The following is a 26379-nucleotide window of genomic DNA, read 5'->3' on the forward strand; positions in this document are numbered from 1 at the left end:
CCAGAGTCTCGCGTGTTACTTACGGGTACGGCATGCTGGCCGTCCACCCATCATGAGAGCGGGGCTGAGACAGCGTGTCCACATTCGAGGAAACGACCACGGTGCACGCCTTCAGGGACGACGCACTCGGCGACCACGACGCCGTCGGGCTCGCCGAGGCGATCCGCCGGGGCGAGGTGAGCGCCGGGGAAGCGGCCCGGGACGCCGCCGCCCGTGTCCGGGCCGTCGAGGGCCGTCTGCACGCCGTCCAGGTGCACGTCGACTCCCCGGCACCCGCCCCCGGGACCGGCTCGGGCGCCAGGACCGGCTCGGGCGCCCTCGCCGGAGTGCCGACCTTCGTGAAGGACAACACCGACCACCGGGGACTGCCCACCGGCCACGGCAGCGCCGCCTTCACCCCGAGCGCCGCACTCCGCCACGGGCCCTTCACCGAGCAGTTCCTCAGCACCGGCGTCACCGTCCTCGGCAAGACCCGTCTGCCCGAGTTCGGCTTCAGCCCCTCCACCGAGTACGAGGACGCCGAGCCCGTCCGCAACCCGTGGAACACCGGCCGCTCGGCGGGCGGTTCGTCCGGTGGCAGCGCGGCCCTCGTCGCCGCCGGAGCCGTACCGATCGCCCACGCCAACGACGGCGGCGGCTCCATCCGCATCCCCTCCGCCTGCTGCGGACTCGTCGGCCTCAAGCCGACCCGGGGCCGGGTCGTCGCCAACCCCCAGAGCAGCCGGCTCCCCGTCGACCTCGTCTCCGACGGCGTCGTCACCCGCTCCGTCCGCGACACCGCGGCCTTCCTCGCCGCCGCCGAGACGCACTGGCGCAACCCGAAACTGCCGCCCGTCGGTCTCGTCGAGGGCCCCTCCGGGCGCCGGCTGCGCGTCGGCTTCCTCCTCGACTCGCCGACCGGCGTCCGTATCGACTCCGACACCCACGCCGCCGTCACCGGGACCGTCGCCACGCTCGAAAGGCTCGGCCATCGCGTCGAACCGGTGGCCATGGACCTCGACCCCCGGTTCACCGAGGACTTTCTCACCTACTGGGGCATGCTGTCCTTCCTGCTCGGCACCACCGGACGGAGCCTCGGCGCCGACTTCGACCGCCACCGCATGGACGGGCTCAGCCGGGGACTGCGCGAGCAGTACCTGCGGAACTGGCGGCGCACCCCCGCCATCGTGCGCCGCCTCAAGCGGATCAAGGTGGCGTACGCGGCGGCCTTCCGGGGCCTCGACCTCGTCCTCTCGCCGGTCCTCGCCCACACCACGCCCCGCCTCGGCCACCTCAGCCCCGCCGTGCCCTACCCGACCCTGATCGAGCGCATCCTCGCGTACGTCGCCTTCACCCCCGTCGACAACGTGGTCGGCACCCCCTCGCTCTCGCTCCCCACCCCGCACCCCACGGCGGAGGGACTGCCCGTCGGCGTCATGTTCACCGCCCGGCCCGGCGCCGAACGCACCCTCCTCGAACTCGCCTTCGAGCTGGAGGCGGACCGGCCCTTCCGGCGAGTCCAGGACCTCTGAGCCGACGGGGACCGGCCGCCGGGCGTCCATCGGCGGCCGGTCCCCGGTCCCTCCGGCGGCCGGTCCCCGGCCCGTCTGTCCGGCCCTCCGGCGGAAGTCCCGGCGACCGTCCCCCGCCGCCGTCCTCAGTCGCCGCCGAGGGCCCGCCGGAGCTACTCCTTGTTCATCTGCGACCGGCCCTCGACGTTCCGCCGCCTGGCCTCCTCGTACAACTGGTCGTACGTGCGCCCCCGTGCACCGCTGTGGGAGCGCCGGCCGCCGCGCTCGCCGGACGACATGTCCTCCCGCGAGAGCCGGCTGGAGGTCCTGGACTCGCCGTGCCGGGCCCGTTCCTTGTCCACCGTCCGGGCGGCGATCTCCGCGGCGCGCTTCTCGCTCTCGCCGCGCTTCTCGGCGCTCTTCTTGACATGCTCGTACTGCCGTTCACGCTTCGGGCTCGATCCGCGGGGCATGACGTACTCCTTCCGGTGGATACGGGGCCTCCCGGGGCGGCTACCCGGCGCCCCCGCCGTCACTCCTCACGTCGCGAGGTGTGCCGCCCGCGAGCCCACAGCGGCAGCGCGAACCAGCACAGCAGGTACCAGGCGAGCACTCCGCCCACCAGCCAGGGGACGACCGCGTCGGCGGTGGCCACCCGCAGGATGAGCACCAGGGCGCTGGTGAGGGTGGCGAGCAGGAGCAGCAGCCCCGCGAAGACCAGCCGGGAGGCCCAGACCACCGCCCGGGGTTTGATCCGGCGTCCGGAGACCAGCCGGTGGAAGGAGACCGGGCCGATGAGGGCGCCCGTGGCCAGCGAACCGAGGACCACCGTGAGCACGTAGATCCGCCGGTCGGTGGTGCCCAGGGACGCGTACCGGGGCGTGAAGACGACGGTCAGCAGGAAGCCCAGCATGATCTGCACCCCGGTCTGCACCACCCGGGTCTCCTGCATGAGGTCCAGCCACTGCCGGTCCGCGCGCTCGTCGGTGGTCTCCACGCGGCCCATGGCCGCGGGGTCCGCCCCCGCCTCCTCGCGGTCGGTCATCCTCCGCACCTCCCGGCTCGCCCGCCGCCCGGTCCTCTTCGCAGCATCACACGAGAACGGGCCCGCCCGCCCGATTCGATCCCGTCCCGCCGTGTACGGCGCGGCGGGCGGGGCACGGGCCGGGAGAACGCCCCTGACGGGAGGCGCGATGCCGACGACGAGCGAACCAGCACGGCGGTCCCTGCGGCTCGGACCGCCGGACGAGCCCGCGGTGGCCGCGCGCTGCCGCGACTTCTGCCGCGCCGCGCTGGCCGACTTGGGCTGGCCCGAGGGGCCCTCCCGCGCGGAGCGGGACCGTGCCGTCGAGGACGTCCTCCTCGTGGTGTCCGAGGCGGTCACCAACGCCTGCCGCCACGCCGGAGGGCCGACGGAACTCGTCGTCCGGTGCGTCCGGGCGGGCGGGGTGCGCGTCGAGGTGACCGACCACAGCAGCAGGGTCCCCCGCGCCTGCCCGCCGGGCGCGCCCGGCAGCCCGGGTGGCCATGGCCTGGCCGTCATCACCCGGCTCACCCGGGCGTGGGGGACCCTGCCCCGGGCGGGCGGGAAGTGCGTCTGGATGGAGATCGGGGAGCCGTGAACACCGGGAGCCGCCGCTCCCGGCCGTCCGACCGTCCCGTGTGGCGGAAAGCACCTCGGGTACGGGGCGTAAGGGGAGGAATGCGAACCGTGTGCCGGGGAAGGGGCATCGGGGACGACGAGAAAGGAGCGGTGGAGACGGTGGCCACACGGCAGGGCACATGGCGAGGAAGACACCGGGAGGACGGGGCGGGAATCCCGCGCGACGCGGCCGAGGCGCGGGCGAGGGTCGCGGCGGCGCTGACGGCGGGGATCGGGGGCGCGCCCTCGCCCACCGCCCTGGGCGACGCCCTCCTCGTGACGTCCGAACTGGTGACGAACGCGCTCCGGCACGGGGGAGGGCTCACCGGCTTCGACGTGGCCCTCGACCCGGCGGCGGTGACGATCTCGGTCGCCGACGCGAGCGACGAACTGCCGCGCCGCGCGGAAGCCTGGAGCCCCGAGCGCGCCGCGGGGCTCGCCGAGGGGGGCTTCGGCTGGCCCCTGGTCAGACTCCTCGCCCTGGAGGTCCGACTGCGCCTGCCCCCGGAGGGCGGCAAGACCATCGAGGTGAGCCTGCCTCTGAGGTGAGAGCCCCGGGGGAGGACCGGCCCGGGGCCGGGTGTCCGTGCCCGTCCGTCCAGGCCACCCCCGTCCCGCTCCACCCGGGTCATGCCGGGTCCCGTACGGGATTCCCCTCACCTGGTTCAGCCGGACAGCCGGACAGCCGGACAGCCGGACAGCCGGTTCACCCGGTTCAGCCGTTCAGGAACTCCGAGCACCTGTACGGTCCGAACACCTCGCCGTCGCGGGGGCGCAGGGTGACCCGTACGTCCTCCGTCCTCACCTCCGGTTCCAGGACCGACTGGGCGCGGGCCAGGGTGCACACCAGTTGTCCGGTGCCCTGGTCGCGGCCGGAAGCGCCGTACGGCTCCTCCAGGCTGAGGGTGACCTCGGTGCCCCGGCCGGTCACCGCGTAGCCGCCGATCTCGACGAGGTCGACGAGTCCGGCGCGCTGTTCGGCGGGGGAGGGGCCGACGTCGAGCAGTTTCACCACCGTGCTCAGGTCCGTGATCTTCCGGTCGAGCACCGGTACGGCCTGGAGTCCGCTGCCGGACGCGAAGTACAGCCGTACGCCCCGGGTCAGCCCGGTGGCGGGCTCGCCCGCGCCGATCACCCCGGTCGGCTGGACGCCGCACCCCGCGAGGAGAAGGCCGAGGGCCGCCGTGGTCATCCTCTTCGCCACCCTCATCGCGACTCTCCTTCCGTTTCCGTTTCCGCTTCCGTTTCCACGGGCTGCTCCGCGCGCCGCAGGGGCAGTCGCAGGGTGAACGCCGCGCCGCCTCCCGGCCCCTCGGCGACCTCGATCGTGCCGCCGTGCAGACGGGCGTTCTCCAGGGCGATCGCGGTGCCGAGACCGCTGCCCCGCTCGTCGTCGGCCGCGCCCCGGGTGCGCGAGGCGTCCGCCTTGTAGAAACGGTCGAAGACGCGTTCCCGTACCTCGGGCGGGAGCCCCGGGCCGTGGTCGGCGACCTCCACCGTCGCCCAGGGGCCCTCGGGACCGGTTCCGGTGGCGAGGGTCACGAGGACCGGAGGGGCGCCGTGCCGCAGCGCGTTGCCCACCAGGTTGGCGACGATCACGTCGATCCGGCGTCGGTCGACGACCGCCCGCACTCCTTCGTCGAGCCGGGTCTCCACCCGGTCGGTCCAGCCGCGCAGCGCGAGCGAGGCCCGTACCGTCTCGGCGAGGTCCGTCTCCGCCGCGTTCAGCCGGACCGCCTGCGCGTCGAAGCGGGAGATCTCCATCAGGTCCTCGACGAGCCGGGCGAGCCGGGCGGTCTCCGCGCCCATGGTGCGGGCGGCGCGCGCCGCGTCCGGCGGCAGCTGGTCGGCGTCCTCCTCCAGGACGGTCGCGACCATCGTCATCGCGGCGAGGGGCGTGCGCAGCTCGTGCGACACGTCCGCCACGAAGCGCCGGGCCTTCGCCTCCTGCTCGCGCAGCCGCGCGTCCGAGGCCTGGAGGGCGTCCGCCGTCTCGTTGAACGTCCGTGCGAGGTCGGCGAGTTCGTCCCGGCCCCGGACCGAGACCCGGCTGCCGAGATCCCCGGCGGCGAGTCCCCGGGTGGCCCGCCCCAGCTTCCGTACCGGACGCAGGACCGTGCCCGCCGCGAGGAGCGCGAGCAGGGCGGCGAGCACCACCACGGGCAGCAGCCCCGCCTGGACGGACCTCAGGAGGGCGGTGGTGTCGTCGCGCTCGGCCCGCAGATCGGTGATCACGAAGACTTCCAGGCCCGAGACACGCCGGTCCCCGTCCGCGTACGTCACCGGCATGCCGACCACCAGATAGGGCTCGCCCCGCCACTCGACCCGCTGGAACAGGGCCCCGTGCCCCGCCCGTACGGCGGCGCGCAGTTCGGGCGTGACGCGGCCCTCCACGGTGGCGTACGCGTCGGAGACGGCGGTGAGGTCCCGGTGCCGGACGACGACGATCCGGGCGCCGAGCCCGTCCGAGACCCGGGCCGCGAAGCGGGCCAGCGACCGCTGGTCGGGCGGCAGGTCGAAGTCGGCGGCGACCGAGGTGACCCGGGTGCGGACGTCGTTCACGGCGGCGTCCTGGGTGCGCCGCAGGACGGCGGTGCGCGCGTCCCGGTAGGCGAGCGCGGTCGCGGTGACCGCGCTGACCAGCGCGACGAGCACGAAGGTGACGACGAGCCGGGTCCGCAGCCCGCCGCCGAACCGGCGCGGACGCCGCCTCGGCGCGCCGTCCCCGCCGCCCGCGGAGCCTCGTGTACGGGGGCTCACAGCGGGCCGAAGCGGTAGCCGAAGCCCCGCACGGTCTGCACGTACCGGGGCTTGGCCGGTACGTCCTCCAGCTTGGCCCGCAGGCGTCCGACGGCCGCGTCCACCAGCCGGGAGTCGCCGAGGAAGGTGTGGTCCCAGACCGAGGAGAGGAGCTGCTCGCGGCTGAAGACCCGGCCGGGGGAGGCCGAGAGTTCCAGGAGTAGCCGCAGCTCGGTGGGGGGCAGGGGGACCGTGGCGCCGTGCTTGGTGACGGTGAGTCCGGCGCGGTCGATGACGAGCCCCGCGAGGTCGGTCCCGTCCGCCCGGTCCCGCGCCGCCGGTTCCGCGCGCCGCAGGGCGGCCCGGATGCGGGCTTCGAGGACGGGGGCGGTGACCGGCTTGACGACGTAGTCGTCCGCGCCCGCCTCCAGACCCGTCACGATGTCGTGGTCGTCGCCGCGCGCGGTCAGCATGATGACCGGCAGGACGCTCGTCCGGGTCCGGATGCGACGGCACACCTCGAAGCCGTCCATGCCGGGCAACATCAGGTCGAGGACGGCCAGTTCGATCCGCCCGCCGTCCGGGGCGTCGAGCAGCGCGAGCGCCTCCTCGCCGGTGGCGGCGGCGTCGACGCCGTACCCGTGCCGGCGCAGCACGAGCTCCATCCCGTCCCGGACCGAGGCGTCGTCCTCGATGATCAGTACATGCGGCATGCGTTCGATTATGGGTGCGGCGGACGCCCATCCGAAGCCCTTCCCGGGAGCCGGATCGCAGGTCGGGGGCATTGTTACGTTCCCATCATGTCGCCATGGAACCGCCATCACGTGACCTGGCGAAGGTGAGGGCATGACCACGAAGACAGCCTCCCGGGTCTCGCTCCCGCTCCGGCTCGCCGCGCTCGCCGTCCTGCCGGTCCTCGCCCTCTCCGTCGCCTGCGACGCGGGCGAGGGCGTCCGCGCCTCCGGCGACGAGGCCATCGCCACGGCGCCCGCGACGACCGCGCCCACCACCGCCCCCGCCGGTACCACCGGCACCGCCGACGCCGACGGCCCGTCCGCCCGGCCCACCGGCAAGAGCGCCTTCTACGACGCCCAGATGGCCTACGTCCGCTGCATGCGCGGCAAAGCCGGATACAAGAACTTCCCCGACCCCAAGCTCAGCGGCCACCTCGACTGGGAGAAGGTCAACGAAGTCGCCGAGGAGACCGGACAGATGGAGGCCTCCAAGGGCGGCCGCAACGGCGTCTGCACCCCCGAGTTCCGCACGGTCATGCTGGCCGAGCCCCCGAGGGACCAGCAGAAGGACTACGAATCGATGCTCGCGCACGCCAAGTGCATGCGGGACAACGGCGTCACCCGCTTCACCAACCCCACCATGAGCAGCGGTCACGCGCAGCCGGGCGGCGACCCCAACCCGGTGTCCCCCGGCATCGACCAGCAGTCACCCTCGTACAAGAAGGCCCGTCAGGCGTGCCGGACCAAGCTGCTCGACGGCCTGGACGGCATGCAGTGAGGCGCCGCACGGCACTGCGCGCGCTCGGCGCGGTGGCGGTCGTCGCCGCCGTCACCGGCGGAGGACTCCTCCTGGGCGTCCTCGACCCGGGCGGCGGCGGGGACGGCGCCGGAGGCACGGGGAAGGGCGGCGGTCTGCCGCCCGCCACCGCCACCGTCGTCCGGACCGACCTGGTCCGCTCCAAGACCGTCGACGGCAGACTCGACTTCGCCCACCGCCGCACCGTGAAGTCCGCCGTCGACGGCACCGTCACCGTCGCCGCCCCCGAGGGGAAGACCCTGAGCAGGGGAGACGCCCTCTACGAGCTGAACGACAAGCCCGTCACCCTCCTCTACGGGCCGGTCCCCATGTTCCGCGAGATGAAGAAGGGCGACCGGGGCAGCGACGTCCTCCAACTGGAACGCAACCTGCGCGACCTGGGATACGGCTCCGGGCTCTATGTCGACCCCCGCTACGACGAGGACACCGAGCGGGCCGTCAAGAAGTGGCAGAAGTCCCTGAACCGCGAGCCCACCGGCCGCGTCGGCAAGGGCGACGTCGTCTTCCAGACCGGCCAGGTCAAGGTCGTCTCCGCCGACGCGGCCCTCGCCGACCAGGTGGGCCCCGACACCTCCGTCCTCACCGTCGCCTCCACCCGCCCCGTCGTCCGGGCCGAACTGGACCAGACCGACGGGGCTCTCACCTCGCCGGGCACCAGGGTCGAGGTCACCCTGCCCAGCGGGAAGGCCGCCACCGGCCGGGTCGCCGGAACCGTACGCCCCGAGGAAGCAGGGGGCCCCGGCGGGGCCGAGGTCTCCCAGGAGGGCATCGTCGTCGAGGTCGTCCTCGACGGCGGGGCCTCCGCGGCGGCGGGCGAGGACCCCAAGCTGACGGCCAGCGTCAGATTCGTCAGCGAGGCGCGCGAGGGCGTCCTCGCCGTCCCCGTCGAAGCGGTCCTTGCCCTGCGCGGCGAGGACGGCGGATACGGCCTCCAAGTCGTCCAGGGCGCCACCACGGCCGTCGTCAGGGTGGAGACCGGCATGACCGCCGACGGAAAGATCGAGGTCAGCGGCCCCGACGTCCGCGAGGGCCTGAAGGTCGGAGTGGCGACCTCATGAGCACCGTCCCCGTCGTCGAACTCCGCGACGCCGCCAAGACGTACCCCGGCGGCGTCCACGCCCTGCGCGGGGTGAACCTCACCGTCCACGCGGGCGAACTCCTCGCCGTCGTCGGCCCCTCGGGCTCGGGAAAGTCCACCATGCTCCATGTCATGGGCACCCTCGACAAGCCCACCGGCGGCACCGTCCGCGTCGCGGGCCACGACGTGTCCACGCTCTCCGACGCACGCCTCTCCGCGCTGCGCGCCCGCCACATCGGCTTCGTCTTCCAGCACTTCCACCTCGCGGCCGGCCGCGACGCCGTCGACAACGTCGCCGACGGACTGCTCTACGCGGGCGTCCCGGCCCGGCAGCGCCGCGTCCGGGCCCGCGAGGCGCTGGCCAGGGTCCGGCTCGACCACCGCGCCTCCCACACGCCCAACGAACTCTCCGGCGGCGAGAAACAACGCGTGGCCATCGCCCGCGCCCTCGTCGGCGCCCCCAGCCTGCTGCTCGCCGACGAACCCACCGGGGCGCTCGACAGCGCGTCGGGACGGATCGTCATGGAACTCCTGCACGAGCTGAACGCCTCCGGCACCACGATCTGCGTCATCACCCACGACGACGGAATAGCCGGTTCGCTGCCCCGCCGGGTCCGCTTCAGGGACGGCGAGATCGTCGCCGACGAACGCGGGATCATGCCCGGCGAACGCGGGACCGTGCCCGGCGAACGCGGCACCACGCCCGGGGAAGGGGCCACCGCGTGAAAGGCACCCTCACACCGGGTGGCACCCTCCGCCCGGCCCGGCTCTCCGTCCCCGACGTGTTCCGGGTCGGCTCGGTCGGGCTGCGCGCCCGCCGCGCCCGCGTGGTGCTCTCCGCGCTCGGCATCGCCATCGGCATCGCGACCATGGTCGCGGTCGTCGGCCTCTCCGAGTCCAGCCGGGCGGACCTGATGGCCCGGCTCGACCGGCTCGGCACCAACCTGCTCACCGCAGAGGCGGGCAAGGACGGCCAGGGCCGGGACGTCAAACTCCCCAGGAACGCGGTCGCCATGGTCGAACGCATCGGCCCCGTCCGGCACGCCACCGCCAGCGGCGACGTCGACGCCCGCATCCGGCGCAGCGACGTCGTCCCCGAGGAACGCACGGCGGGCGTCACCACCCAGGCGGTCCGCACCGACCTCCTCGCCGCGCTCGGCGGCGAGGTCGCCCAGGGCCGCTGGTTCGACCGGGCGGGGGAGCGGCTGCCGGTCACCGTGCTCGGCGCGGTCGCCGCCGACCGCCTGGGAATCACCCGGACAGGTGAGACCATCATGATGAACGACACCCGGGTGGTCGTCGTCGGCGTCCTGCGACCGATCGAACTCGTCCCGAACCTGGACCGGGTCGCGATGGTCGGATTCCCCACCGCCCAACGCTACTTCGGCTTCGACGGGCATCCCACCACCGTCTTCGAGCGCTCCACCGACGCCTCCGTGGAGGACGTACGGGCCATCCTCGCCCGCACCATCAGCCCCGGGGACGAAGGCGCCGTCAAGGTCTCCCGGCCCTCCGACGCGCTGGCCGCGAAGGCGGCCACCGACAAGGGCCTGACCACCCTGATGCTGGGCCTCGGCGCGGTGGCCCTGCTCGTCGGCGGCGTCGGCGTCGCCAACACCATGGTCGTCTCCGTACTCGAACGGCGCCAGGAGATCGGACTGCGCCGCTCCCTCGGCGCGACCAGGGGCGCGATCCGGCTCCAGTTCCTCACCGAGTCGCTGCTGCTCTCGGCGCTGGGCGGGGCGGCGGGAGCGGCCCTCGGCGCGGCGGCGACCTACGGCTTCGCCCGGGTGCAGCACTGGACGCCGGTGGTCCCGCCGTGGGCCCTGGCGGGCGGCCTCGCCGCGACCCTGCTGATCGGCGTGGTCGCCGGCCTCTACCCGGCGGTCCGCGCCTCCCGGCTCCATCCGACGGTGGCCCTCAACGCCACCTAGGCGGCGTCCTTCGGATCAAGCCGGATCAGGAAGCCCCGTCCCGCGCGCCCCGGAGGGCCCCGGCACCCGGGAAGGCCCCGGCGCCCGGGAAGGCCCCTGCGCCCGGGAGGTCTCCGCGCCCGGGAGGAACTTCGCGGACTTCACCGCGAGCACGGCCTCGAAGTACTCCCGGGCGTCGGCAGGCCGCATCCGGGCCAGGGTGACCATGCCGGTGATCACCACGTCCGCGACCTCCTCCTGCACCTGCTCCCAGCTGTGGCTTCGGCCCTTGCGGGGGTTGGTCGCCCGCGCTCCGACGACGGCCTGCGCGGCCTCGCCGACCTCCTCGGCCAGCTTGAGGACCTGGAGCGTCCACTGCTCCTCCGCCGCGATCCCGCGCCCGCCGTCGAAGGCTCCGAAGAGCGCGGCGAGCGCACCGATCGTCTCCCAGGGCGGCGCGGAGGCCGCGCGGGTGCCGTCGTTGCCGTCGGTGTCGTCGCCCATGGGGCCTCCGTAGTCGTCCGGACGGGGGCGCCACCGTACTGGACGCGGCACGTCGTCCGCGCACGCGGACGGGTGGGCGGACCGGCTCGCGTACGGAGCCGGCCGACCCGGCCGCACGCCCCTCGCGTCAGGGACGGCGTCAGCCGCCCCGGCGGACTCGCGCGGCCTGGCGCGCCTCGGCTGCCTTCCGTGCCTCGGTGGCTTTGCGGGACTCGTTCTTCGCACGGCCGGGGCGGCCGGGGACGGTGCCCATGCCCCGGAAGGCCGCGCCGCCGCGCTTGGCGCGCTCCGGGCTCGGCGCGCCGCCGTCGACGGGCACGCCCGAAGGGGCGCGCGCGCCGGTGATCCGGCTCAGCTCGGCCTCGCCGGACCGGACCCGGGTCTCGCGGGGACGGATCCCGGCGTCCGCCATGAGCCGGGCCACCTCGCGCCGCTCATCGGGGGTCACCAGGGTGACCACGAGTCCGGACTCCCCGGCGCGCGCGGTGCGCCCGCCCCGGTGGAGGTAGTCCTTGTGGTCGGCCGGCGGGTCGACGTTGACCACGAGGTCGAGTGCCTCGACGTGGATGCCGCGCGCCGCCACGTTGGTCGCCACCAGGACCGGCACCTCACCGCTCCGGAAGCGGTCGAGGGTGCGGGTCCGCAGCGGCTGGGACTTGCCGCCGTGCAGTGCGGCGGCGCGTACGCCACTGCCGAGGAGGTGCTTGGTGAAGCGGTCCACGGACGCCTTCGTGGACAGGAACATGAGGACGCGCCCGTCGCGGGCGGCGATCTCGGTGGCCGTGGCGAACTTGTCGGGGCCGTGTACCAGGAGCACATGGTGGTCCATGGCGGAGACGGCGGCGGCCGAGGGGTCGACGGAGTGGTCCACCGGGTCCGAGAGGTACCGCTCGACCAGCTGGTCGACGTCGTGGTCCAGGGTCGCGGAGAACAGCAGTCGCTGTCCGTCCGGCGGCGTCAGGTCCATGACCTCGGTGACCTGGGGCAGGAAGCCCATGTCGGCCATCTGGTCGGCCTCGTCGAGGACGGTCACGGTCACCCGGTCGAGACGGCAGTCCTTGCGCCCGACGAGGTCCATGAGACGGCCGGGGGTGGCGACGAGGATCTCTGCGCCCTCGCGGAGCGCGGTGGCCTGGCGGCCGATCGACATCCCGCCGACGGCGGTGGCCGTGCGCAGCCGCAGGGCCTCGGCGAGCGGGTCGAGCGCCTCGGTGACCTGCTGGGCGAGTTCGCGGGTGGGGACGAGGATCAGGGCGAGCGGTCGGCGGGAGTCGGCACGCCGTCCGGAGAGGCGTACGAGCAGGGGCAGGCCGAAGGCGAGGGTCTTGCCGGAGCCGGTCCGGCCGCGTCCCAGGACGTCACGGCCCGCGAGGGCGTCGGGGAGGGTCGCGGACTGGATGGGGAACGGTTCGTCGACGCCGAGCCGGGTGAGGACGGCGAGGAGCTCCGGCGGCAGGCCGAACGCGGCGAAACCGCTCGTGCCCTCGGTGCTGTGCGTGCTGCTCGTACTGCTCATGGGGGACCTTCCTGGAGAACGCGACGAGCCGGAGCCCTCACCACAGGGGCGAGGACTCCGGCTGCGTCGGACGTACCTGACGTCAGGCGGGGAGGATGTTCTCCGCCTGCGGGCCCTTCTGGCCCTGCGTGACGTCGAAGGTCACCTTCTGGCCTTCCTGAAGCTCACGGAAGCCCGAGGTGGCGATGTTGGAGTAGTGGGCGAACACGTCCGGGCCGCCACCCTCCTGCTCGATGAAGCCGAAGCCCTTTTCCGAGTTGAACCACTTGACGGTGCCGTTAGCCATGACTGTCTCCTTCGGGGCGTAGCCCTGGGAACCGCACTGTGCGGATCCCGGCGTCGCCGTGATGATTGCCCCGTCCGGAAAACTGCACCGAAAACACAGAAAGTGCCCGACGATGTCGAATCGTCTAAGGCACTTGTCAGTTTCTTGGGAACCACGACTGCAACTAAGGGAAACTGTAGCAGGTCCGCGCACGAGGTGTCGTGCGCGGACCCGCGGACAGGCTGGAGGGGTCAGACCGCCGGGGACGGGAAGGTCGGGTACTCCACGCCGGAGACGTGCTGGACGACCCGGATGACCTGGCACGAGTAGCCGAACTCGTTGTCGTACCAGAGGTAGAGGATGGCGTTGTCGCCGTCGACCTTGGTGGCGCCCGCGTCGACGATGGACGCGTGGCGCGAGCCGACGAAGTCCATCGAGACGGCGTCGGGGGCCGTGGTGAAGTCGATCTGGCGCTTCAGCGGCGAGTGCAGCGAGACGTCGCGGAGGTACTCCAGGACTTCCTCGCGGGTGGTCTCGCGGCCCAGGCGCAGGCTCAGGATGGCGATCGAGACGTCCGGGACGGGGACGCGGATCGAGCTGCCGGTGATCGGCGCCTTCAGGTCGGGCAGCGCCTTGGCGACGGCGGAGGCGGCACCGGTCTCCGTGATCACCATGTTGAGCGGCGCGGAACGGCCGCGACGGTCGGCCTTGTGGTAGTTGTCCAGGAGGTTCTGGTCGTTCGTGAACGAGTGGACCGTCTCCACGTGGCCGCGCAGCACGCCGTACTGGTCGTCCATCGCCTTCAGCGGCGGCACGATCGCGTTCGTGGTGCAGGAGGCGCAGGACAGGATCTGCTCGTCCGGCTTGATCGTCTCGTGGTTGACGCCGTGCACGATGTTCGGCACGTCACCCTTGCCGGGCGCGGTCAGGACGACCTTGTCGATGCCGGGGCGCAGGTGCTTCGACAGGCCCTCGCGGTCGCGCCACTTGCCGGTGTTGTCGATGAGGATGGCGTTCTCGATGCCGTACGCCGTGTAGTCGACCTCGGAGGGGTCGTTGGCGTAGATCACCTTGATCGTGTTGCCGTTGGCGACGATCGTGCTGTTCGCCTCGTCGACGGTGATGGTGCCCTGGAACTGGCCGTGGATCGAGTCGCGCCGCAGCAGCGAGGCGCGCTTCACCAGGTCCTGCTCGCCGCCGCCGCGGACGACGATCGCGCGCAGGCGCAGACCGTTGCCCGAGCCGGCCTTCTCGATGAGGAGGCGGGCGACGAGGCGGCCGATGCGGCCGAAGCCGTACAGCACGACGTCACGGCCGTCGCGGCGCTCGGCCTTGTTCTCTCCGGTGGCCCCGGCGACCGCTTCGGCGGTGAACTCCTCCACGGTGAGACCGCGGGCGTCGGTCTTGTAGTCCGCGGCGAGGACGCCGATGTCGATCTGGCAGGGGCCCAGGTCGAGGGTGGTGAGCGTCTGGAGGAAGGGAAGCGTCTCGGTGACCGAGAGCTCCTCGCCGTCGATCTGCCGGGCGAATCGGTGCGTCTTCAGGATGCTGACCACCGACTTGTTCACCAGGGAGCGGCTGTGGACCAGGACGGTGACGTCCTGCTCCCGGTGCAGCTTCCCGATGATCGGGATCATCGACTCCGCGATCTCCTCGCGGTTCTTCCAACTGGTGAACGAGTCGTCATTGACAGTCACAGGATTATCTTTCGAGCTAGGCGGCGCTCATATGGTAACCCCCGGTCGCTTGGTTGTATCAAGGGGTGTCGCACGGGTTGTGGGCGTACGGGCCGGGTCCGAGCCGGTTCGGGGCACGCCGAAGAGCCGCCGGGGTGCGGCGGCTCGGTTCGGGGCGGAGGTCCCGGTCCCCGATGGCCGGGGGCGGCTTCGGGGGGGGGCTTCGGCGATGCGGTCAGTTCCCGCCGTGGGTCTCGGCTCCCAGGGCGGCGCGGGTGGCGGGTCCGTAGACACCGCGCTCCCCCGGGACGCCTCGGGCGATCTGGTAGCGGCTCAGCGCGTCCGCCACCGCCTGGCTGAAGACCCCGTCGGCCGTCCCCGCGTAGAGCCGCAGCTCCTGGAGCCGGTTCTGGAGGTCGGTCACGGCGGGACCGCTGCTGCCCACGGCCAGCCCCTGGGACCCCGGCCGGCCGCCCTGCTGCGGGGCGTACGAAGAAGGGGGGCGCGTCGGCGTGTCGGCGGGGGAGGGGGTGGCGGAGGGGGTCGCCGAGGCGGACCGGGTGGCCGAGGGCGTCGGCGAGGGCGTACGGGAGGCGGTCGCCGACGGGTGGGCCGAGGCCGTCTCCGGCGCGGTGGCCGCCCCGGCGGCGTCGCCGGACTCCTCCGAGGGGGAGGCCGGATCGGGGAGGGCCAGCGGGGTCGTCGCCGGAGGCACGGGGGAGTGCTCAGGGGCGAGCCAGAGCGACAGGGCCATCCCGAGGCCCGCCGAGAGGGCTCCCGCGACGGTCAGCGGGAGCACCATGGACCGGCGCGCCGGGGACGCCGACCTGCCGCGCCGGAAGCGGCGGGGCTCCTCGGCTCCCGGCGGGTCCTCGGCGGGGACCGGCGGCAGCCGGAGGGTGGCGTCGAAGAGGTCCACGTCCTGCCCGCGCGGGCCCGCCCCGCCGTGGCCCGGCCCGGCCGGCTGCCCGAACAGGTGCTCACCGGCCCCCGTGCCGGCCTGGGGGGCGGAGGGTTCGGGGGCGGGCGTGACCGAGGGGGTCGAGGCGGCCCTGTTGCGCATCGAGTGCTCCGGTTGAGGGGAAGCCGAAGGGAACGTGACGAAGCTGCGAAGATGTTGACCGGCGGTCAAAGCGGGCGTCAACTGGCTCACATGTGGGCGATACCGGAAGTTTCACGACCTTGCCCCTTAAGAGATCGTTAACAGGTGACGCACCTCACACGGACGGTGACGGGTCCGGGCCGTCTGTCGCGTCTCGCCTGCCCCGGGCCCCGGCGCCTCGGGTCCCGGCGTCCCCGGGAGTCACGGAAAGGCGAGGGCCCGGAAGGCGTCCCTGACGCGCGCCAGCGGTCCCGGGTCGCGGGTGAGCCGGAGCCGGTTGGTGAGGAGGACCGCCCAGCGGCCCCGGGCAGGGGAGACCCACATCCCCGTGCCCGTGAACCCGGTGTGCGTCCAGAGGTCCTCCGACGGACCCGTGCCCGGAGCCGGATGCCAGAAAAGACCGCGCGGCGGCGTCAGCTCTCCGGTGCGGACCCGCAGCGAGGCGGCCGTCCAGTCGGCCGAGAGGACGCCGGGGCGCGGGTCGAGCAGGGGGCGCAGGAACCGTCCGATGTCGGCGGTGGTGGTGAAGACCCCCGCGATTCCGCAGGCGCCACCGAGCAGCCGGGCCGAGAAGTCGTGCACGGTACCCCGGAGCGGGGCGCCGGTCTCCTCGTCGTACTCCGTGGGCGCGCACCGCTCCCGTACGGCGGGCGGCAGCGGGCCGTACCGGGTCTCCGTCATGGCCAGCGGGGCCCAGACCCGCTCGGCCGCGAGCCGGGGCAGCGGTCCGCCGGCGAGGTGCTCGACGAGATAGCCGAGGACGAGCGCCGCCCGGTCGGTGTAGGCGACCTCCGCGCCCGGCCGGTGCCGCAGCGGCTCCGCGAGCACCCCGTCCCTGACGTCCTGCGGATCGGAGCCGTAGAGGTTCCGGAGGTTGGCGCGCAGTGGGAGGCCCGCCGTGTGGGTGAGCAGATGGAGGGCGGTGGCCTCGGCGAGGGGCCGCCCCGCCGCCTCGGGCCAGAAGGAGCCCAGCGGGGCCGAGAGGTCGAGCTTCCCCGCGTCCACGAGGGTCCCCGTCACCGCCCACACGGCGAGGATCTTGGTCAGGCTGGCGACGTCGAAGAGCGTGTCCGTCCGCACGGGCTCCTCGGGGCGCGCGGGGTCGAGAACTCCTACGGCGCCCTCCGCGAGCGTGCCGCGCGCGTCGCCCACGGCCCACGCCGCACCCGGGTACGCGCCCGCGCGCGCCGCCTCGCCGAGAAGCCGCTCCAGGGGTTCGCCGCGCTCCAGGGGTTCGCTGCCCACAGCCACCGTGCGCCTCCGACGGGCCGGGACGGGGGGCGGGCCCTGCGGAGCCCGGCGGCCCGTGCTCCGGAGAGATGCCCCGGTCCTGGGGGAAGACACGCTTCCGGCCGGGCAAGCCTCCGTCCGGCGCAGCCGTGTGTCCGGCGGACACACGGGGGAGGCCCGGCGGCCATCGGCCGTCGGCCTTCCCGACGCCGGGCCGTGGGAACTGCCGGGTCGTAGGAACTGTCCGGCCGCCGGGGCTGTCCGGAGGCTGGAACTGTCCGGCTGTTGGAACTGTCCGGCCGCTCCCGCCGCCTCGCGCCAGCGCGGGGGCTGAGGCGACCGGGGCGGCCGGGGGCCCCAGCCGACCCGAAGGGCCCGGAGCGGCCAGGGGCTCGGGGGCTCGGGCGATCGGGGTGGCCCCGGGTGGCCCAGGAAGCCGGGGTGACCGGGGTGACCGGGGTGACCGAGGCGACTGGCGGCGCGCCCAGGACGGCCGAGGCGCGCAGGGGATGACCAAGGCACCCAGGGAGGGAAGGGCGAGGCGCCCAGGGGATGGCCGAGGCGCCAAGGGGATGGCCGAGGCCCGACGGGAGGGGGCGTCCGCCTACTTGCAGATCACTTCGTCCCGCGGGGTGTAGTGGGTCTTGAACGTCTCCCGCTTCACCTCCGTGCCGCCGTTCTTGAAGACCCGGTCGACCGCGATGTCGAAGCCTTCGAGCGGCGTCTGCGGTACGCACGCCTCGCCGGTGCCCTCGCGCTTCGCGGGCTGGGTGAGGTGGGTGCGCGGACCGGCGACCGCCTCCACGGAGTCGTACTTCTTCGTCCCGAGGAAGCTCACCGTGACCGAGGAGTCGGTCGCGCCCGCCTTGATGTAGATCGGCTTGCCGGTGTCGTTGCGGAACTTCAGGTCGAGCGAGCCCCAGGCCACGGTCGCCTCGCGGCCGGCCGGGTAGCGCTCGATGTAGAAGGAGTGGGCGCCGTACTCGACGGGCTTCACCCCGGCGAAGAACATGGCGTTGAAGACGGTCGTCGCCATCGCCGACACACCGCCGCCGGGTGCGGAGCGGTACTGGCCGTCGAGGATCATCGTGCCGTCGACGAAGCCGTTCTCGGCGGTCCGCTCGCCGACCCTCTCGTTGAAGCTCCACACCTCGCCCGGCTGCACCAGCGAGCCGTTGATCAGCCGGGCCGCCTGGCCGATGTTCGTGGTCCGGTACGGGGCGCTCGGGAAGTTCACGGTGAACGAGGAGAGCTGCTCGGTGATGCCGAGGCGGGCGAGGGAGCCGCCGGACAGCTTGGGCTCGGTGATCGAGGTGGCCACCGCCCCGGTGCGCTCGGCCGCCCCCGTACGCGTGAGCAGGGGGCGTACGGCGTCGCCGAGGGCCTTCGCGGTCACCTCGTGCCCCGGGCGTCCCTCCGACTCCACCACGACCCGGCCGCCGCTGACCCCGAGGCTCGCCTCCACCGGAGCGCCGGTCATCGTGGCCAGCGAACGGGACACCTCGGGGTCGCGCAGCAGCGCCTCCTCGTCGAGTACGCCGGTCAGCTTGCCGCCCTCCGTCTTCACGGTGAGGTGGTCGCTCAGGGTCGAGGCGGGGATCCGCAGCCGCTCGGAGCCCGCCGTGAGCGTCACGGGACCGGAGACCGCGGGCTTCGCGTACGTGTCGAGGAAACGGGTCACCTCGGCGGCGGGCAGCTTCGGCTCGGTCATCGTGACGGGAAGGACCACGGGCGCGGCGCCGGTGGCGGCGGGGTAGGCGGCGCGCAGGGTCTCCACGGCCCGCCCGGTGTCCAGCTTGCGGCCGGTGACGGGCTGCGTGGCGACGGCCTTGCCGTCGCGGAAGGCGACGGAGCCCTCGCGCACCGCGCGGTCGTTCTTCTTCGCCAGCTCGGCCACGGTGGCCTTCGCCTTGGCCTCGTCGTACGCGAAGACGGGCCGTATCTCGCGCTCGCCGGTGGAGAACAGGCGCCCGATGACGGTGAAGGGGTCACGGGAGGGATCGGCGGCCAGTTCGGCGGTTCGCGCCGCGTCCACGGTGAGCCCGGCGGAGGCGGGCGTCACGGTCAGGGCGCGGTCGTCGACGCGCACGGGTATCGGCGCGCTCCACGAGGCCGGTGCCTCGGCCCGCAGCTTGGCCTCGGCCTCGGTCCGGCTCATGCCGCCGATGTCCACGCCGCCGACCCGGGTCCCGGCGGATATCTCGTCACCCGTGGCGAGGAGCCCCGCCGCGTACAGACCACCGGCGGCGACGGCGACCACGCTCGTCGCGATCACCGCCGTCCGGAGGCGCGACCGACGCCCCTGACGGGTCGTCGAGGCATGATCGATCCTGTGGCGGGGCACACGCTCTCCTGTGGCGTCGAGGGGAGTGAACCCGTTGACGGTACGCCGAAAGAGTGTCTTATGCACATAAGCGCGTTTTGACCTGCGTGGATACGGAGGGGATCGGGGCGCGCACGGAGCGGTTCGCGCGGGCGACGGAGACGGCCCGGGGGCGATGGGGGAGCGGCCCGGGGAGATGGGGGAACGGCCCGGGGACGGGGTGCGGGACGCGGAGGTTTGGTACGGAGGCCGAGTGCGGGGCGAGGAGCCCGGCGCGGAAGCCAGGTGGAGGTTCCGGCACGAAGACCAGGCGGAGGCCCGGCGCGAAGGCCAGGCGGAGGTCCGGCACGAAGGCCAGGCGGAGGTCCGGCACGAAGGCCAGGCGGAGGCCCGGCGCGAAGGTCAGCTGGAGGTCAGGTGAGGGCCCGGCGCGAAGGCCAGGTGAGGGCCCGGCGCGGAGGCATCGCCCCCGGTTTCCGCCGTAGGCCCCCGACGCCCGTTTACGCCTGGCCCGCCGCGCCCGCCCCGTAAGCTGGAGCGATGCCAGCCGCCGTCTCCCCGAGTGCCGGGCCCCAGTCCGTCGACCGGGCCCTCGCCGTGCTCGACGCCGTCGCCGACGCCGACCGGCCCATCGGGGCGAAAGCACTGGCCAGGCGGCTCGGCTGCGCCCTCTCGACCGTCTACCACCTCACCGGCCCGCTGCTCGCGCGCGGCTATCTCGTACGGACCGCCGAGGGCTACGCGCCCGGCCCCCGCGTCCCTGCCCTCCACCGCTCCCACCAGCGGCACCACGGACTCGGCGCCGGGACCGGCGAACTGCTCGGCCGACTGCGCCGGGCCACCGGGGCGGAGGCGTACCACACGGCCTACCGCGACGGTCTGATCACCGTCGTCGACACCACCGCCCCGGTCACCGACGACGCGCCCCCCTTCGCCCCCGGGCCCGAGGACCGCGCCCATGCCACCGCCCACGGTAAGGCGCTGCTCGCCGCGCTGCCGCGTCCGCTGCGCCGCCGCTATCTGACGGCGCACGGGATGGCCCGGTTCACCGAGCGGACGATCACCAGCGCCGAGCGGTTCGAGGCGGAGATCGACCGGGTGCGCGGGCAGGGCTTCGCCGTCTCCGTGGGCGAGGCGGACCTCGCGTACACCTGTGTCGCCGTGGCCCTGCCCGAGCGCGGCGACGGCATCGTGCACGCGCTCTCCGTCTCCCTGCCCACCGCCGACTTCGGGCGGCGGCAGGGCGAGATCCGGGCGGCGCTCACCCGGGCCGTACCGGACTTTCCGGTCCTGCCGGAATCCTGACGGCGCCGGGTGGCGGCCCCCGGCGGGACACCGCACGCTGGACGCATGATCTTCATCGCCGTTCGTTTCACCGCCCGTCCCGAACTCGCCGACACCTGGCTCGACCGGGTCGCCGACTTCACCCGCGCCACCCGCGAGGAGCCCGGCAACCTCTTCTTCGACTGGTCCCGCAGCGTCGACGACCCGAACACGTTCGTCCTCCTTGAGGCCTTCGCCGACGCCGACGCGGGCGCCGTCCACGTCGCCTCCGACCACTTCAAGGCCGGTCTCGAAGCGATGGCCGGCGCCATCGCCACCACCCCCGAGATCATCAACGTCGAGGTCCCGCAGCAGGGCTGGGGCGCCATGGCCGAACTCGCCCCGACCGAGGGCTGAGTCCTCCCCTCCGGCGGCCCCGGGCCGCCCGCCGTTCCCCGGCCGTCCGCCGCCCCGCCTGATAGGTTCGCACGCACATCAGGCGGGGCTGTGGCCCGAGGGGAGGAGCGGCACATGGCGGCGAGCGGACGGCAGACCGGCAGGCCCACCCTGGAGGAGGTCGCGGTCAGAGCCGGAGTCGGCCGAGGCACCGTCTCCCGGGTCATCAACGGCTCCCCCCGGGTGAGCGAACAGGCCAAGGCGGCCGTCGAACGAGCCGTCGCCGAACTGGGCTACGTCCCCAACCGCGCCGCCCGCGCGCTGGCCGGAAGCCGTACCGACGCCGTGGCGCTCGTCATCCCCGAGACCGAGGCGCGCCTGTTCGCCGAGCCGTACTTCCTCGACATCATCCGGGGTGTCAGCAGTGAACTCGCCGACGCGGACAAGCAGTTGCTGCTTACGCTGATCCGCAGCGAGCAGGAGCGGCAGCGCTTCGAGCAGTACCTCGCCGCCCAGCGCGTCGACGGCGTCCTCCTCGTCTCCGTGCACGGCCAGGACCCGCTGCCCGACCAGGTCCGCGCCCTCGGGCTGCCCGCCGTCCTCAACGGGCGCCGCACCGAGGACGAGCGCGTCGCCTTCGTCGACTCCGACAACACCGGAGCCGGACGCGCCGCCGTCGCCCACCTCGCGGCCCGTGGCCGCCGGAACATCGCCACCCTCACCGGACCCCTCGACATGTACGTGGCCCGCTGCCGTCTCGACGGCTACCGCGAGGGCCTCGCCGAGGCCGGTCTCCCGGCCGACGAGGCGTTGGTCGCGGTGGGTGACTTCACCGAGGAGGGAGGTCGTCGTGCGATGCGTCAACTGCTGGTCCGGCGGCCGGACTTGGATGCGGTGTTCGCGGCTTCGGACGTGATGGCGGCGGGGGCGCGCGGGGTGCTGCGGGAGGCGGGGCGGCGGGTGCCGGAGGATGTGGCTCTGGTGGGGGTGGACGATTCGCCGGTGGCGCGGCTGATGGATCCGCCGCTGACCAGTGTGCGTCAGCCCATCGAGGAGATGGGCCGCACGATGGCCCGGATGCTGCTCCAGGAGATCGCCACCCCCAGCGAACCGGACGAGCAGCCCCGCCGGATGCTCCCGACGGAACTCGTGATCCGGGCCTCTTCCTGACGGACCCGTGAACCTTGCCTCCCGACGGAACTCGTGATCCGGGCCTCCTCCTGACGGACCCGTGATCCGCGCTTCCCTCCGGCCGGCGGATCCGTGCCCCGTGCTCCCTCCCGGCGTCCCGTGATCGGCGCCACCTCCCGGCGGACCCGTGATCGAGCCCCTCCTGAACGGCCCCGATGAACGGCCCCCGAGCCGAAAAAAAAGACCGCCCCGCCCCGGCGTGTCGTTCGGGTCAGTCCAGCGGGCGCCGCTGCCGCGCATGGGTTCGAATCGGGGCATGACTTCCTACGACAGGGCCCGCGCGGGCGGCGGCCCCCCGAAGCCGTCGAAGTCCGGCGACACCTGGTGGTACGCCGCCGTGGCGGGCGAGGCCGCGGGATCGTTCAGCGCCCGGGTCCACGCCCGTACCCGGCACGCCTGCCTCGGCGCCGTCCTCCTCCTCGCCGTCGTCTACGCGGGGCTCGTCCTCACCGCCACCGGCCGCCGCTGGGGCGACGCCGCCGTCACCGGACGGCGCGCCGACGCCACCGCCGCCGCCCTGCTCCGCGAACACCCCTCGCTCGCCGGACTCACCCCCCTCTCCCTGGTCCTCGGCGCGGTGCTCCTCCTCGCCGTCGGCCTGATACGCAGGCGCTACGCCCTCACCGGACTCGCCGCCGCCGGGATCGCCGCCGCCCTCGCCGTCACCGGACTGCTCCAGCGGTACGCCCCCCGCCCCCGCCTCCTCGACCCCGGCGGAGCCCTCCTCCCCAGCGGCTTCCCCAGCGCCCAGACCACCCTCGCCCTCGGCATCGCCCTCGGCCTGATCCTCGTCGTCCCCTACCGGCTGCGGACCCTCGCCACGGGCGCCGCGACCCTCTGGGCCGTCGCCGTCGGCGCGTACACCCTCGCGACCGGAAGCCACCGGCCCGGCGACGCCATCGCCGCCGCCCTCGTCGTCCTCGCCGTCTTCTGCGGCCTCCTCGCGGTCCGCGCCCGCAAGGGCCTCGTGCGCCCCGGACCCCGCAGAGGAGCCGCCCTGCCGGGCCTGCCGGTGACCGTGCCGCTCGCCCTGATCGCCCTCGCCGGACTCGGCACCGGCCTCTGGCTCCTCGGCGGCACCCTCGACCTGCCCGCCACCGCCCCCTACGACCCGGCCGAACTGCGCCTCGCCCACCGGGCCGGACAGGCCCTCGCCGCCGCCGTGACCGCCATCGCGGGCCTGCTCCCGCTCGCCCTGCTGCGCCGGGTCGACATCGAGGGGCCCCCGGCCTCGTACCGGCTCGGCGGACCCTTCGTGGAGGCCGCGGGAGCCCCTGCGGACGAAGACCTCGTGGGCCCCTTTACCGAGGACCTCGATCACGAGATATCTTGATGTCGAGCAATCTCGCATACGCAGACGTGGAGCGGAGCACCTGGTGACTGACTCGACCATCATCTACACCCACACTGACGAGGCGCCTGCCCTGGCGACGTACTCGTTCCTGCCCGTGGTCCAGGCGTATGCCTCGCAGGCCGGCGTCACGGTCGAGACGCGGGACATCTCCCTCGCGGGCCGTATCATCGCCGTCTTCCCCGAGTTCCTGGAGGAGGGCCAGCGCATCGCCGACGCCCTCTCCGAGCTCGGCGCCCTGGCCAAGACGCCCGGCGCCAACATCATCAAGCTGCCGAACGTCTCGGCGTCCATCCCGCAGCTCAAGGCCGCGGTCGCCGAGCTCCAGGCGCAGGGCTACGCCCTCCCGGACTACCCGGACGACCCGAAGACGGAGCAGGACAAGGACGTCCGCGCCCGTTACGACAAGATCAAGGGCTCGGCCGTCAACCCGGTCCTGCGCGAGGGCAACTCCGACCGCCGCGCGCCCGGCTCGGTCAAGAACTACGCGAAGGCCCACCCGCACCGCATGGGTGCCTGGACCTCCGAGTCCAAGACCAACGTCGCCACCATGGACGAGAACGACTTCGCCGCCACGGAGAAGTCCGCCGTCATCGCCAAGGACGACACCCTCCGCTTCGAGTTCACCGCCGCCGACGGCACCACCGGTGAGCTGCGCGAGCCGCTGAAGGTCATCGCCGGCGAGGTCGTCGACGCCGCCGTCATGCGCGCCGCCGCCCTGCGCACCTTCCTCGGCGAGCAGGTCGCCCGCGCCAAGGCCGAGGACGTCCTCTTCTCCGTGCACCTCAAGGCCACCATGATGAAGGTCTCCGACCCGATCATCTTCGGCCACGTCGTGCGCGCCTTCTTCCCGGCCACCTTCGCCAAGTACGGCGAGGTCCTCGCCGGTGCCGGTCTCTCCCCGAACGACGGTCTCGGCACCGTCTACAAGGGCCTGGAGAGCCTTCCGCACGGCCTCGGCGAGGAGATCAAGGCCTCCTTCGACGCCGAGCTGGCCGACGGCCCGGCGCTCGCCATGGTCGACTCGGACAAGGGCATCACCAACCTGCACGTGCCGTCCGACGTCATCGTCGACGCCTCGATGCCGGCCATGATCCGCACCTCCGGCCACATGTGGGGCCCGGACGGCCAGGAGGCCGACACCCTCGCCGTCCTGCCGGACCACAGCTACTCCGGCGTGTACCAGGCGGTCATCGAGGACTGCCGCGCCCACGGCGCCTTCGACCCGTCGACCATGGGCTCCGTCCCGAACGTCGGCCTCATGGCGCAGAAGGCCGAGGAGTACGGCTCCCACGACAAGACCTTCGAGATCGCGCAGGCCGGCACCGTCCGCCTGGTCGACTCCGAGGGCAACGTCGTCCTGGAGCAGGAGGTCGCCGAGGGCGACATCTTCCGCGCCTGCCAGACCAAGGACCTGCCCATCCAGGACTGGGTCAAGCTCGCCGTCACCCGCGCCCGCGCCACCGGCGACCCGGCCGTCTTCTGGCTGGACGCCGAGCGCGCCCACGACGCCCAGCTGATCGCCAAGGTCGAGCAGTACCTGCCCGAGCACGACACCGAGGGCCTGGACATCAAGATCCTTTCCCCGGTCGAGGCCACCAAGTTCTCCCTGGAGCGCATCCGCCGCGGCGAGAACACCATCTCCGTCACCGGCAACGTCCTGCGTGACTACCTGACCGACCTCTTCCCTATCCTGGAGCTGGGCACCAGCGCCAAGATGCTGTCGGTCGTCCCGCTGATGGCGGGCGGCGGCCTCTTCGAGACCGGCGCCGGCGGCTCCGCCCCGAAGCACGTCCAGCAGCTCGTCAAGGAGAACTACCTCCGCTGGGACAGCCTCGGCGAGTTCTTCGCCCTGGCCGCCAGCTTCGAGCACCTGGCCACCTCCACGGGCAACACCCGCGCCCAGGTCCTCGCCGACACCCTCGACCGCGCCACCGGCACCTTCCTCAACGAGGACAAGTCGCCGACCCGTCGCCTCGGTGGTATCGACAACCGCGGCAGCCACTTCTACCTGGCCCTGTACTGGGCCCAGGAGCTGGCCGCCCAGACCGAGGACGCGGACCTCGCGAAGGCCTTCGCGCCGCTGGCCGAGACCCTCGCGGCCAACGAGCGGAAGATCGTCGACGAGCTGATCGCCGTCCAGGGCTCCCCGGCCGAGATCGGCGGCTACTACCAGCCCGACCCGGCCAAGGCCGCGGCCGTGATGCGCCCGTCGGCCACGTTCAACGAGGCCGTCGCGTCCCTCGCCTGACCGATGCCACGCCCCGTACCGCCCCGGCCGGACTCCTCCGGCCGGGGCGGTCCCCGTCGGTGGCGGATCCGCCGTTCGGGTGTGAACCTGGATGGATGAGCTGGGCATCTTGGACGACCGCCGGTGTCTACACCGGGCGAGGTGGGGTGCTGACCGACGAGGGCGGAGTCGTCACGGGCGATCTGACCGTGCACACGACCTGGGCCGAGCGGGAAGCACGCGTGGCCGTGCAGTACAGCGGCGCATCCGACTGGTTCACCATGTCGGGCAGTCCCGTCCCCTGCGAATCGGAGGAGGAGAGCCGCGATCTCCACGACGCCGTCGTGGCCGCCGTACGCGAAGGGAACGGGGCCACGGTCCCGCGCCTGCCCGTCGTGCCACCGGCGTGAGACGTCCGCCGCCCGGGTGTCCCCCTCCGCCGCCTCCCCGGCGGCGGAGGGGGCGGGCGGTCGACGGGCCCGGGGCGGGCACGGGTGACGTACAGGCCCAGGGTGGGCGGGTTCAGCGCCGGGCGCGGGTGACGTCCGGGCCCTGAGCGGGCCGTTCAGCGCCGGGCGCCGAAGTTCTGCACCCACCAGGGACCATTGGCGGTGAGGGTGACACCCACGCCGATCTCCCTGAAGGAACAGTCGAGGATGTTCGCCCGGTGGCCGGGGCTCTTCATCCAGTCCTTCATCGCCCGGACCGCGTTCCTCGGGCCCCGGTGGATGTTCTCCCCCCACGCCGCCCAGGTGTACCCGGCGCGGCGCAGCCGGTCGCCCGCGTCCCGGCCCTCCGGGCTGTCGTGCCGGTAGTAGCCCCGGGCCGCCATGTCGTCGGCGTGCGCCTGGGCGGCCGTCCGCAGCCGCCGCTCGGTCCGCAGCGGTCCGCAGCCGGCCCGCGCGCGCTCGGCGTTCGC

The 26379-nt window shown here is 73.5% G+C and carries 26 protein-coding genes; 13 read left to right on the forward strand and 13 right to left on the reverse strand.

Annotated elements, in window-relative coordinates:
* Positions 1–74: 74 nt before the first annotated feature.
* Positions 75–1511 carry an amidase gene (locus tag BU197_RS19205; protein ID WP_188269491.1) on the forward strand — a complete coding sequence of 479 codons (1437 nt, stop codon included), beginning with the start codon at positions 75–77 and terminating at the stop codon, positions 1509–1511.
* A 152-nt stretch (positions 1512–1663) separates the two neighbouring features.
* Here the strand turns inward: BU197_RS19205 and BU197_RS19210 are convergent, their stop codons facing one another.
* Together BU197_RS19210 and BU197_RS19215 are read right to left on the reverse strand one after the other, a co-directional pair.
* Complete coding sequence (locus tag BU197_RS19210; RefSeq protein WP_188269492.1) at positions 1664–1963, reverse strand: plasmid stabilization protein; 300 nt, start codon at positions 1961–1963, stop codon at positions 1664–1666.
* 59 nt (positions 1964–2022) lie between these two features.
* Positions 2023–2535, reverse strand: a complete 513-nt coding sequence (locus BU197_RS19215; protein WP_188269493.1) for a DUF6328 family protein — start codon at positions 2533–2535, stop codon at positions 2023–2025.
* Between the two features lie 148 nt (positions 2536–2683).
* On the opposite strand from BU197_RS19215, the gene BU197_RS19220 reads away from it, so the two are divergent.
* Both BU197_RS19220 and BU197_RS19225 read left to right on the forward strand, forming a co-directional pair.
* On the forward strand, positions 2684–3112 hold the full coding sequence (locus BU197_RS19220; RefSeq protein WP_188269494.1) for an ATP-binding protein: 429 nt from the start codon (positions 2684–2686) through the stop codon (positions 3110–3112).
* A gap of 140 nt (positions 3113–3252) precedes the next feature.
* Positions 3253–3681 (forward strand): ATP-binding protein, encoded by a 429-nt coding sequence (locus tag BU197_RS19225; protein WP_223182511.1) that lies wholly within the window; start codon positions 3253–3255, stop codon positions 3679–3681.
* A 166-nt stretch (positions 3682–3847) separates the two neighbouring features.
* On the opposite strand, the gene BU197_RS19230 is transcribed toward BU197_RS19225, so the two are convergent.
* Genes BU197_RS19230 through BU197_RS19240 form a run of 3 tightly spaced genes read right to left on the reverse strand, consistent with a single transcriptional unit; the run spans position 3848 to position 6584 of the window.
* Complete coding sequence (locus BU197_RS19230; protein WP_188269495.1) at positions 3848–4342, reverse strand: GerMN domain-containing protein; 495 nt, start codon at positions 4340–4342, stop codon at positions 3848–3850.
* The gene (locus tag BU197_RS19235) at positions 4339–5892 is read right to left on the reverse strand and encodes a sensor histidine kinase (protein ID WP_188269496.1); all 1554 of its coding nucleotides are present in this window, start codon (positions 5890–5892) and stop codon (positions 4339–4341) included. The genes BU197_RS19230 and BU197_RS19235 overlap by 4 nt, the downstream gene beginning before the upstream one ends.
* Positions 5889–6584 carry a response regulator transcription factor gene (locus tag BU197_RS19240; protein WP_188269497.1) on the reverse strand — a complete coding sequence of 232 codons (696 nt, stop codon included), beginning with the start codon at positions 6582–6584 and terminating at the stop codon, positions 5889–5891. Before BU197_RS19240 ends, BU197_RS19235 begins: the two co-directional genes overlap by 4 nt.
* A 133-nt stretch (positions 6585–6717) precedes the next feature.
* Here BU197_RS19240 and BU197_RS19245 point away from each other — a divergent pair, with 133 nt between their 5' ends.
* From BU197_RS19245 to BU197_RS19260, 4 genes are read left to right on the forward strand one after another with little or no spacing between them, the layout of a single operon-like run.
* Positions 6718–7383 carry a hypothetical protein gene (locus BU197_RS19245; RefSeq protein ID WP_188269498.1) on the forward strand — a complete coding sequence of 222 codons (666 nt, stop codon included), beginning with the start codon at positions 6718–6720 and terminating at the stop codon, positions 7381–7383.
* The gene (locus tag BU197_RS19250) at positions 7380–8480 is read left to right on the forward strand and encodes a peptidoglycan-binding protein (protein WP_188269499.1); all 1101 of its coding nucleotides are present in this window, start codon (positions 7380–7382) and stop codon (positions 8478–8480) included. The genes BU197_RS19245 and BU197_RS19250 overlap by 4 nt, the downstream gene beginning before the upstream one ends.
* On the forward strand, positions 8477–9226 hold the full coding sequence (locus BU197_RS19255) for an ABC transporter ATP-binding protein (protein WP_188269500.1): 750 nt from the start codon (positions 8477–8479) through the stop codon (positions 9224–9226). The genes BU197_RS19250 and BU197_RS19255 overlap by 4 nt, the downstream gene beginning before the upstream one ends.
* Positions 9223–10434, forward strand: coding sequence for an ABC transporter permease (locus tag BU197_RS19260; RefSeq protein WP_188269501.1), 1212 nt, complete (start codon positions 9223–9225; stop codon positions 10432–10434). The genes BU197_RS19255 and BU197_RS19260 overlap by 4 nt, the downstream gene beginning before the upstream one ends.
* 15 nt (positions 10435–10449) lie before the next feature.
* Here BU197_RS19260 and BU197_RS19265 read toward each other — a convergent pair whose 3' ends face one another.
* The 7 genes from BU197_RS19265 to BU197_RS19295 form a co-directional block, all read right to left on the reverse strand.
* Complete coding sequence (locus BU197_RS19265; RefSeq protein WP_223182512.1) at positions 10450–10917, reverse strand: MazG-like family protein; 468 nt, start codon at positions 10915–10917, stop codon at positions 10450–10452.
* Between the two features lie 139 nt (positions 10918–11056).
* Positions 11057–12433 carry a DEAD/DEAH box helicase gene (locus BU197_RS19270; protein WP_188269502.1) on the reverse strand — a complete coding sequence of 459 codons (1377 nt, stop codon included), beginning with the start codon at positions 12431–12433 and terminating at the stop codon, positions 11057–11059.
* Between the two features lie 82 nt (positions 12434–12515).
* Positions 12516–12719: a cold-shock protein gene (locus BU197_RS19275; RefSeq protein WP_015031667.1), complete on the reverse strand. Its 204-nt coding sequence runs from the start codon at positions 12717–12719 to the stop codon at positions 12516–12518.
* A gap of 230 nt (positions 12720–12949) precedes the next feature.
* Complete coding sequence (locus tag BU197_RS19280) at positions 12950–14395, reverse strand: glyceraldehyde-3-phosphate dehydrogenase (RefSeq protein ID WP_188269503.1); 1446 nt, start codon at positions 14393–14395, stop codon at positions 12950–12952.
* A 214-nt stretch (positions 14396–14609) separates the two neighbouring features.
* Entirely contained in the window at positions 14610–15437 is an 828-nt protein-coding gene (locus BU197_RS19285; protein ID WP_188269504.1) for a peptidoglycan-binding protein, read from the reverse strand.
* Between the two features lie 240 nt (positions 15438–15677).
* Positions 15678–16727 (reverse strand): serine hydrolase domain-containing protein, encoded by a 1050-nt coding sequence (locus tag BU197_RS19290; RefSeq protein ID WP_411158505.1) that lies wholly within the window; start codon positions 16725–16727, stop codon positions 15678–15680.
* 583 nt (positions 16728–17310) lie between these two features.
* On the reverse strand, positions 17311–18981 hold the full coding sequence (locus BU197_RS19295) for a VanW family protein (RefSeq protein WP_317452032.1): 1671 nt from the start codon (positions 18979–18981) through the stop codon (positions 17311–17313).
* Between the two features lie 588 nt (positions 18982–19569).
* Here BU197_RS19295 and BU197_RS19300 point away from each other — a divergent pair.
* The 6 genes from BU197_RS19300 (at position 19570) to BU197_RS19325 (ending at position 25870) form a co-directional block, all read left to right on the forward strand.
* Complete coding sequence (locus BU197_RS19300) at positions 19570–20334, forward strand: IclR family transcriptional regulator (RefSeq protein WP_188269506.1); 765 nt, start codon at positions 19570–19572, stop codon at positions 20332–20334.
* Between the two features lie 45 nt (positions 20335–20379).
* A complete protein-coding gene (locus BU197_RS19305; RefSeq protein ID WP_188269507.1) occupies positions 20380–20709 on the forward strand; it encodes a putative quinol monooxygenase in 330 nt (109 codons plus the stop codon).
* A gap of 114 nt (positions 20710–20823) precedes the next feature.
* Entirely contained in the window at positions 20824–21858 is a 1035-nt protein-coding gene (locus BU197_RS19310; protein ID WP_188269508.1) for a LacI family DNA-binding transcriptional regulator, read from the forward strand.
* Positions 21859–22135: 277 nt separating this feature from the next.
* Positions 22136–23212, forward strand: coding sequence for a phosphatase PAP2 family protein (locus BU197_RS19315; protein ID WP_188269509.1), 1077 nt, complete (start codon positions 22136–22138; stop codon positions 23210–23212).
* 43 nt (positions 23213–23255) lie between these two features.
* Complete coding sequence (locus tag BU197_RS19320; RefSeq protein ID WP_188269510.1) at positions 23256–25481, forward strand: NADP-dependent isocitrate dehydrogenase; 2226 nt, start codon at positions 23256–23258, stop codon at positions 25479–25481.
* A gap of 95 nt (positions 25482–25576) precedes the next feature.
* Positions 25577–25870, forward strand: coding sequence for a hypothetical protein (locus BU197_RS19325; protein ID WP_188269511.1), 294 nt, complete (start codon positions 25577–25579; stop codon positions 25868–25870).
* 155 nt (positions 25871–26025) lie between these two features.
* Here BU197_RS19325 and BU197_RS19330 read toward each other — a convergent pair.
* The coding region (locus BU197_RS19330) for a CAP domain-containing protein (RefSeq protein WP_188269512.1) at positions 26026–26379 on the reverse strand (354 nt) is incomplete at its 5' end.

Source organism: Streptomyces sp. CBMA291, from assembly GCF_014596525.1.
GTDB lineage: Bacteria > Actinomycetota > Actinomycetes > Streptomycetales > Streptomycetaceae > Streptomyces.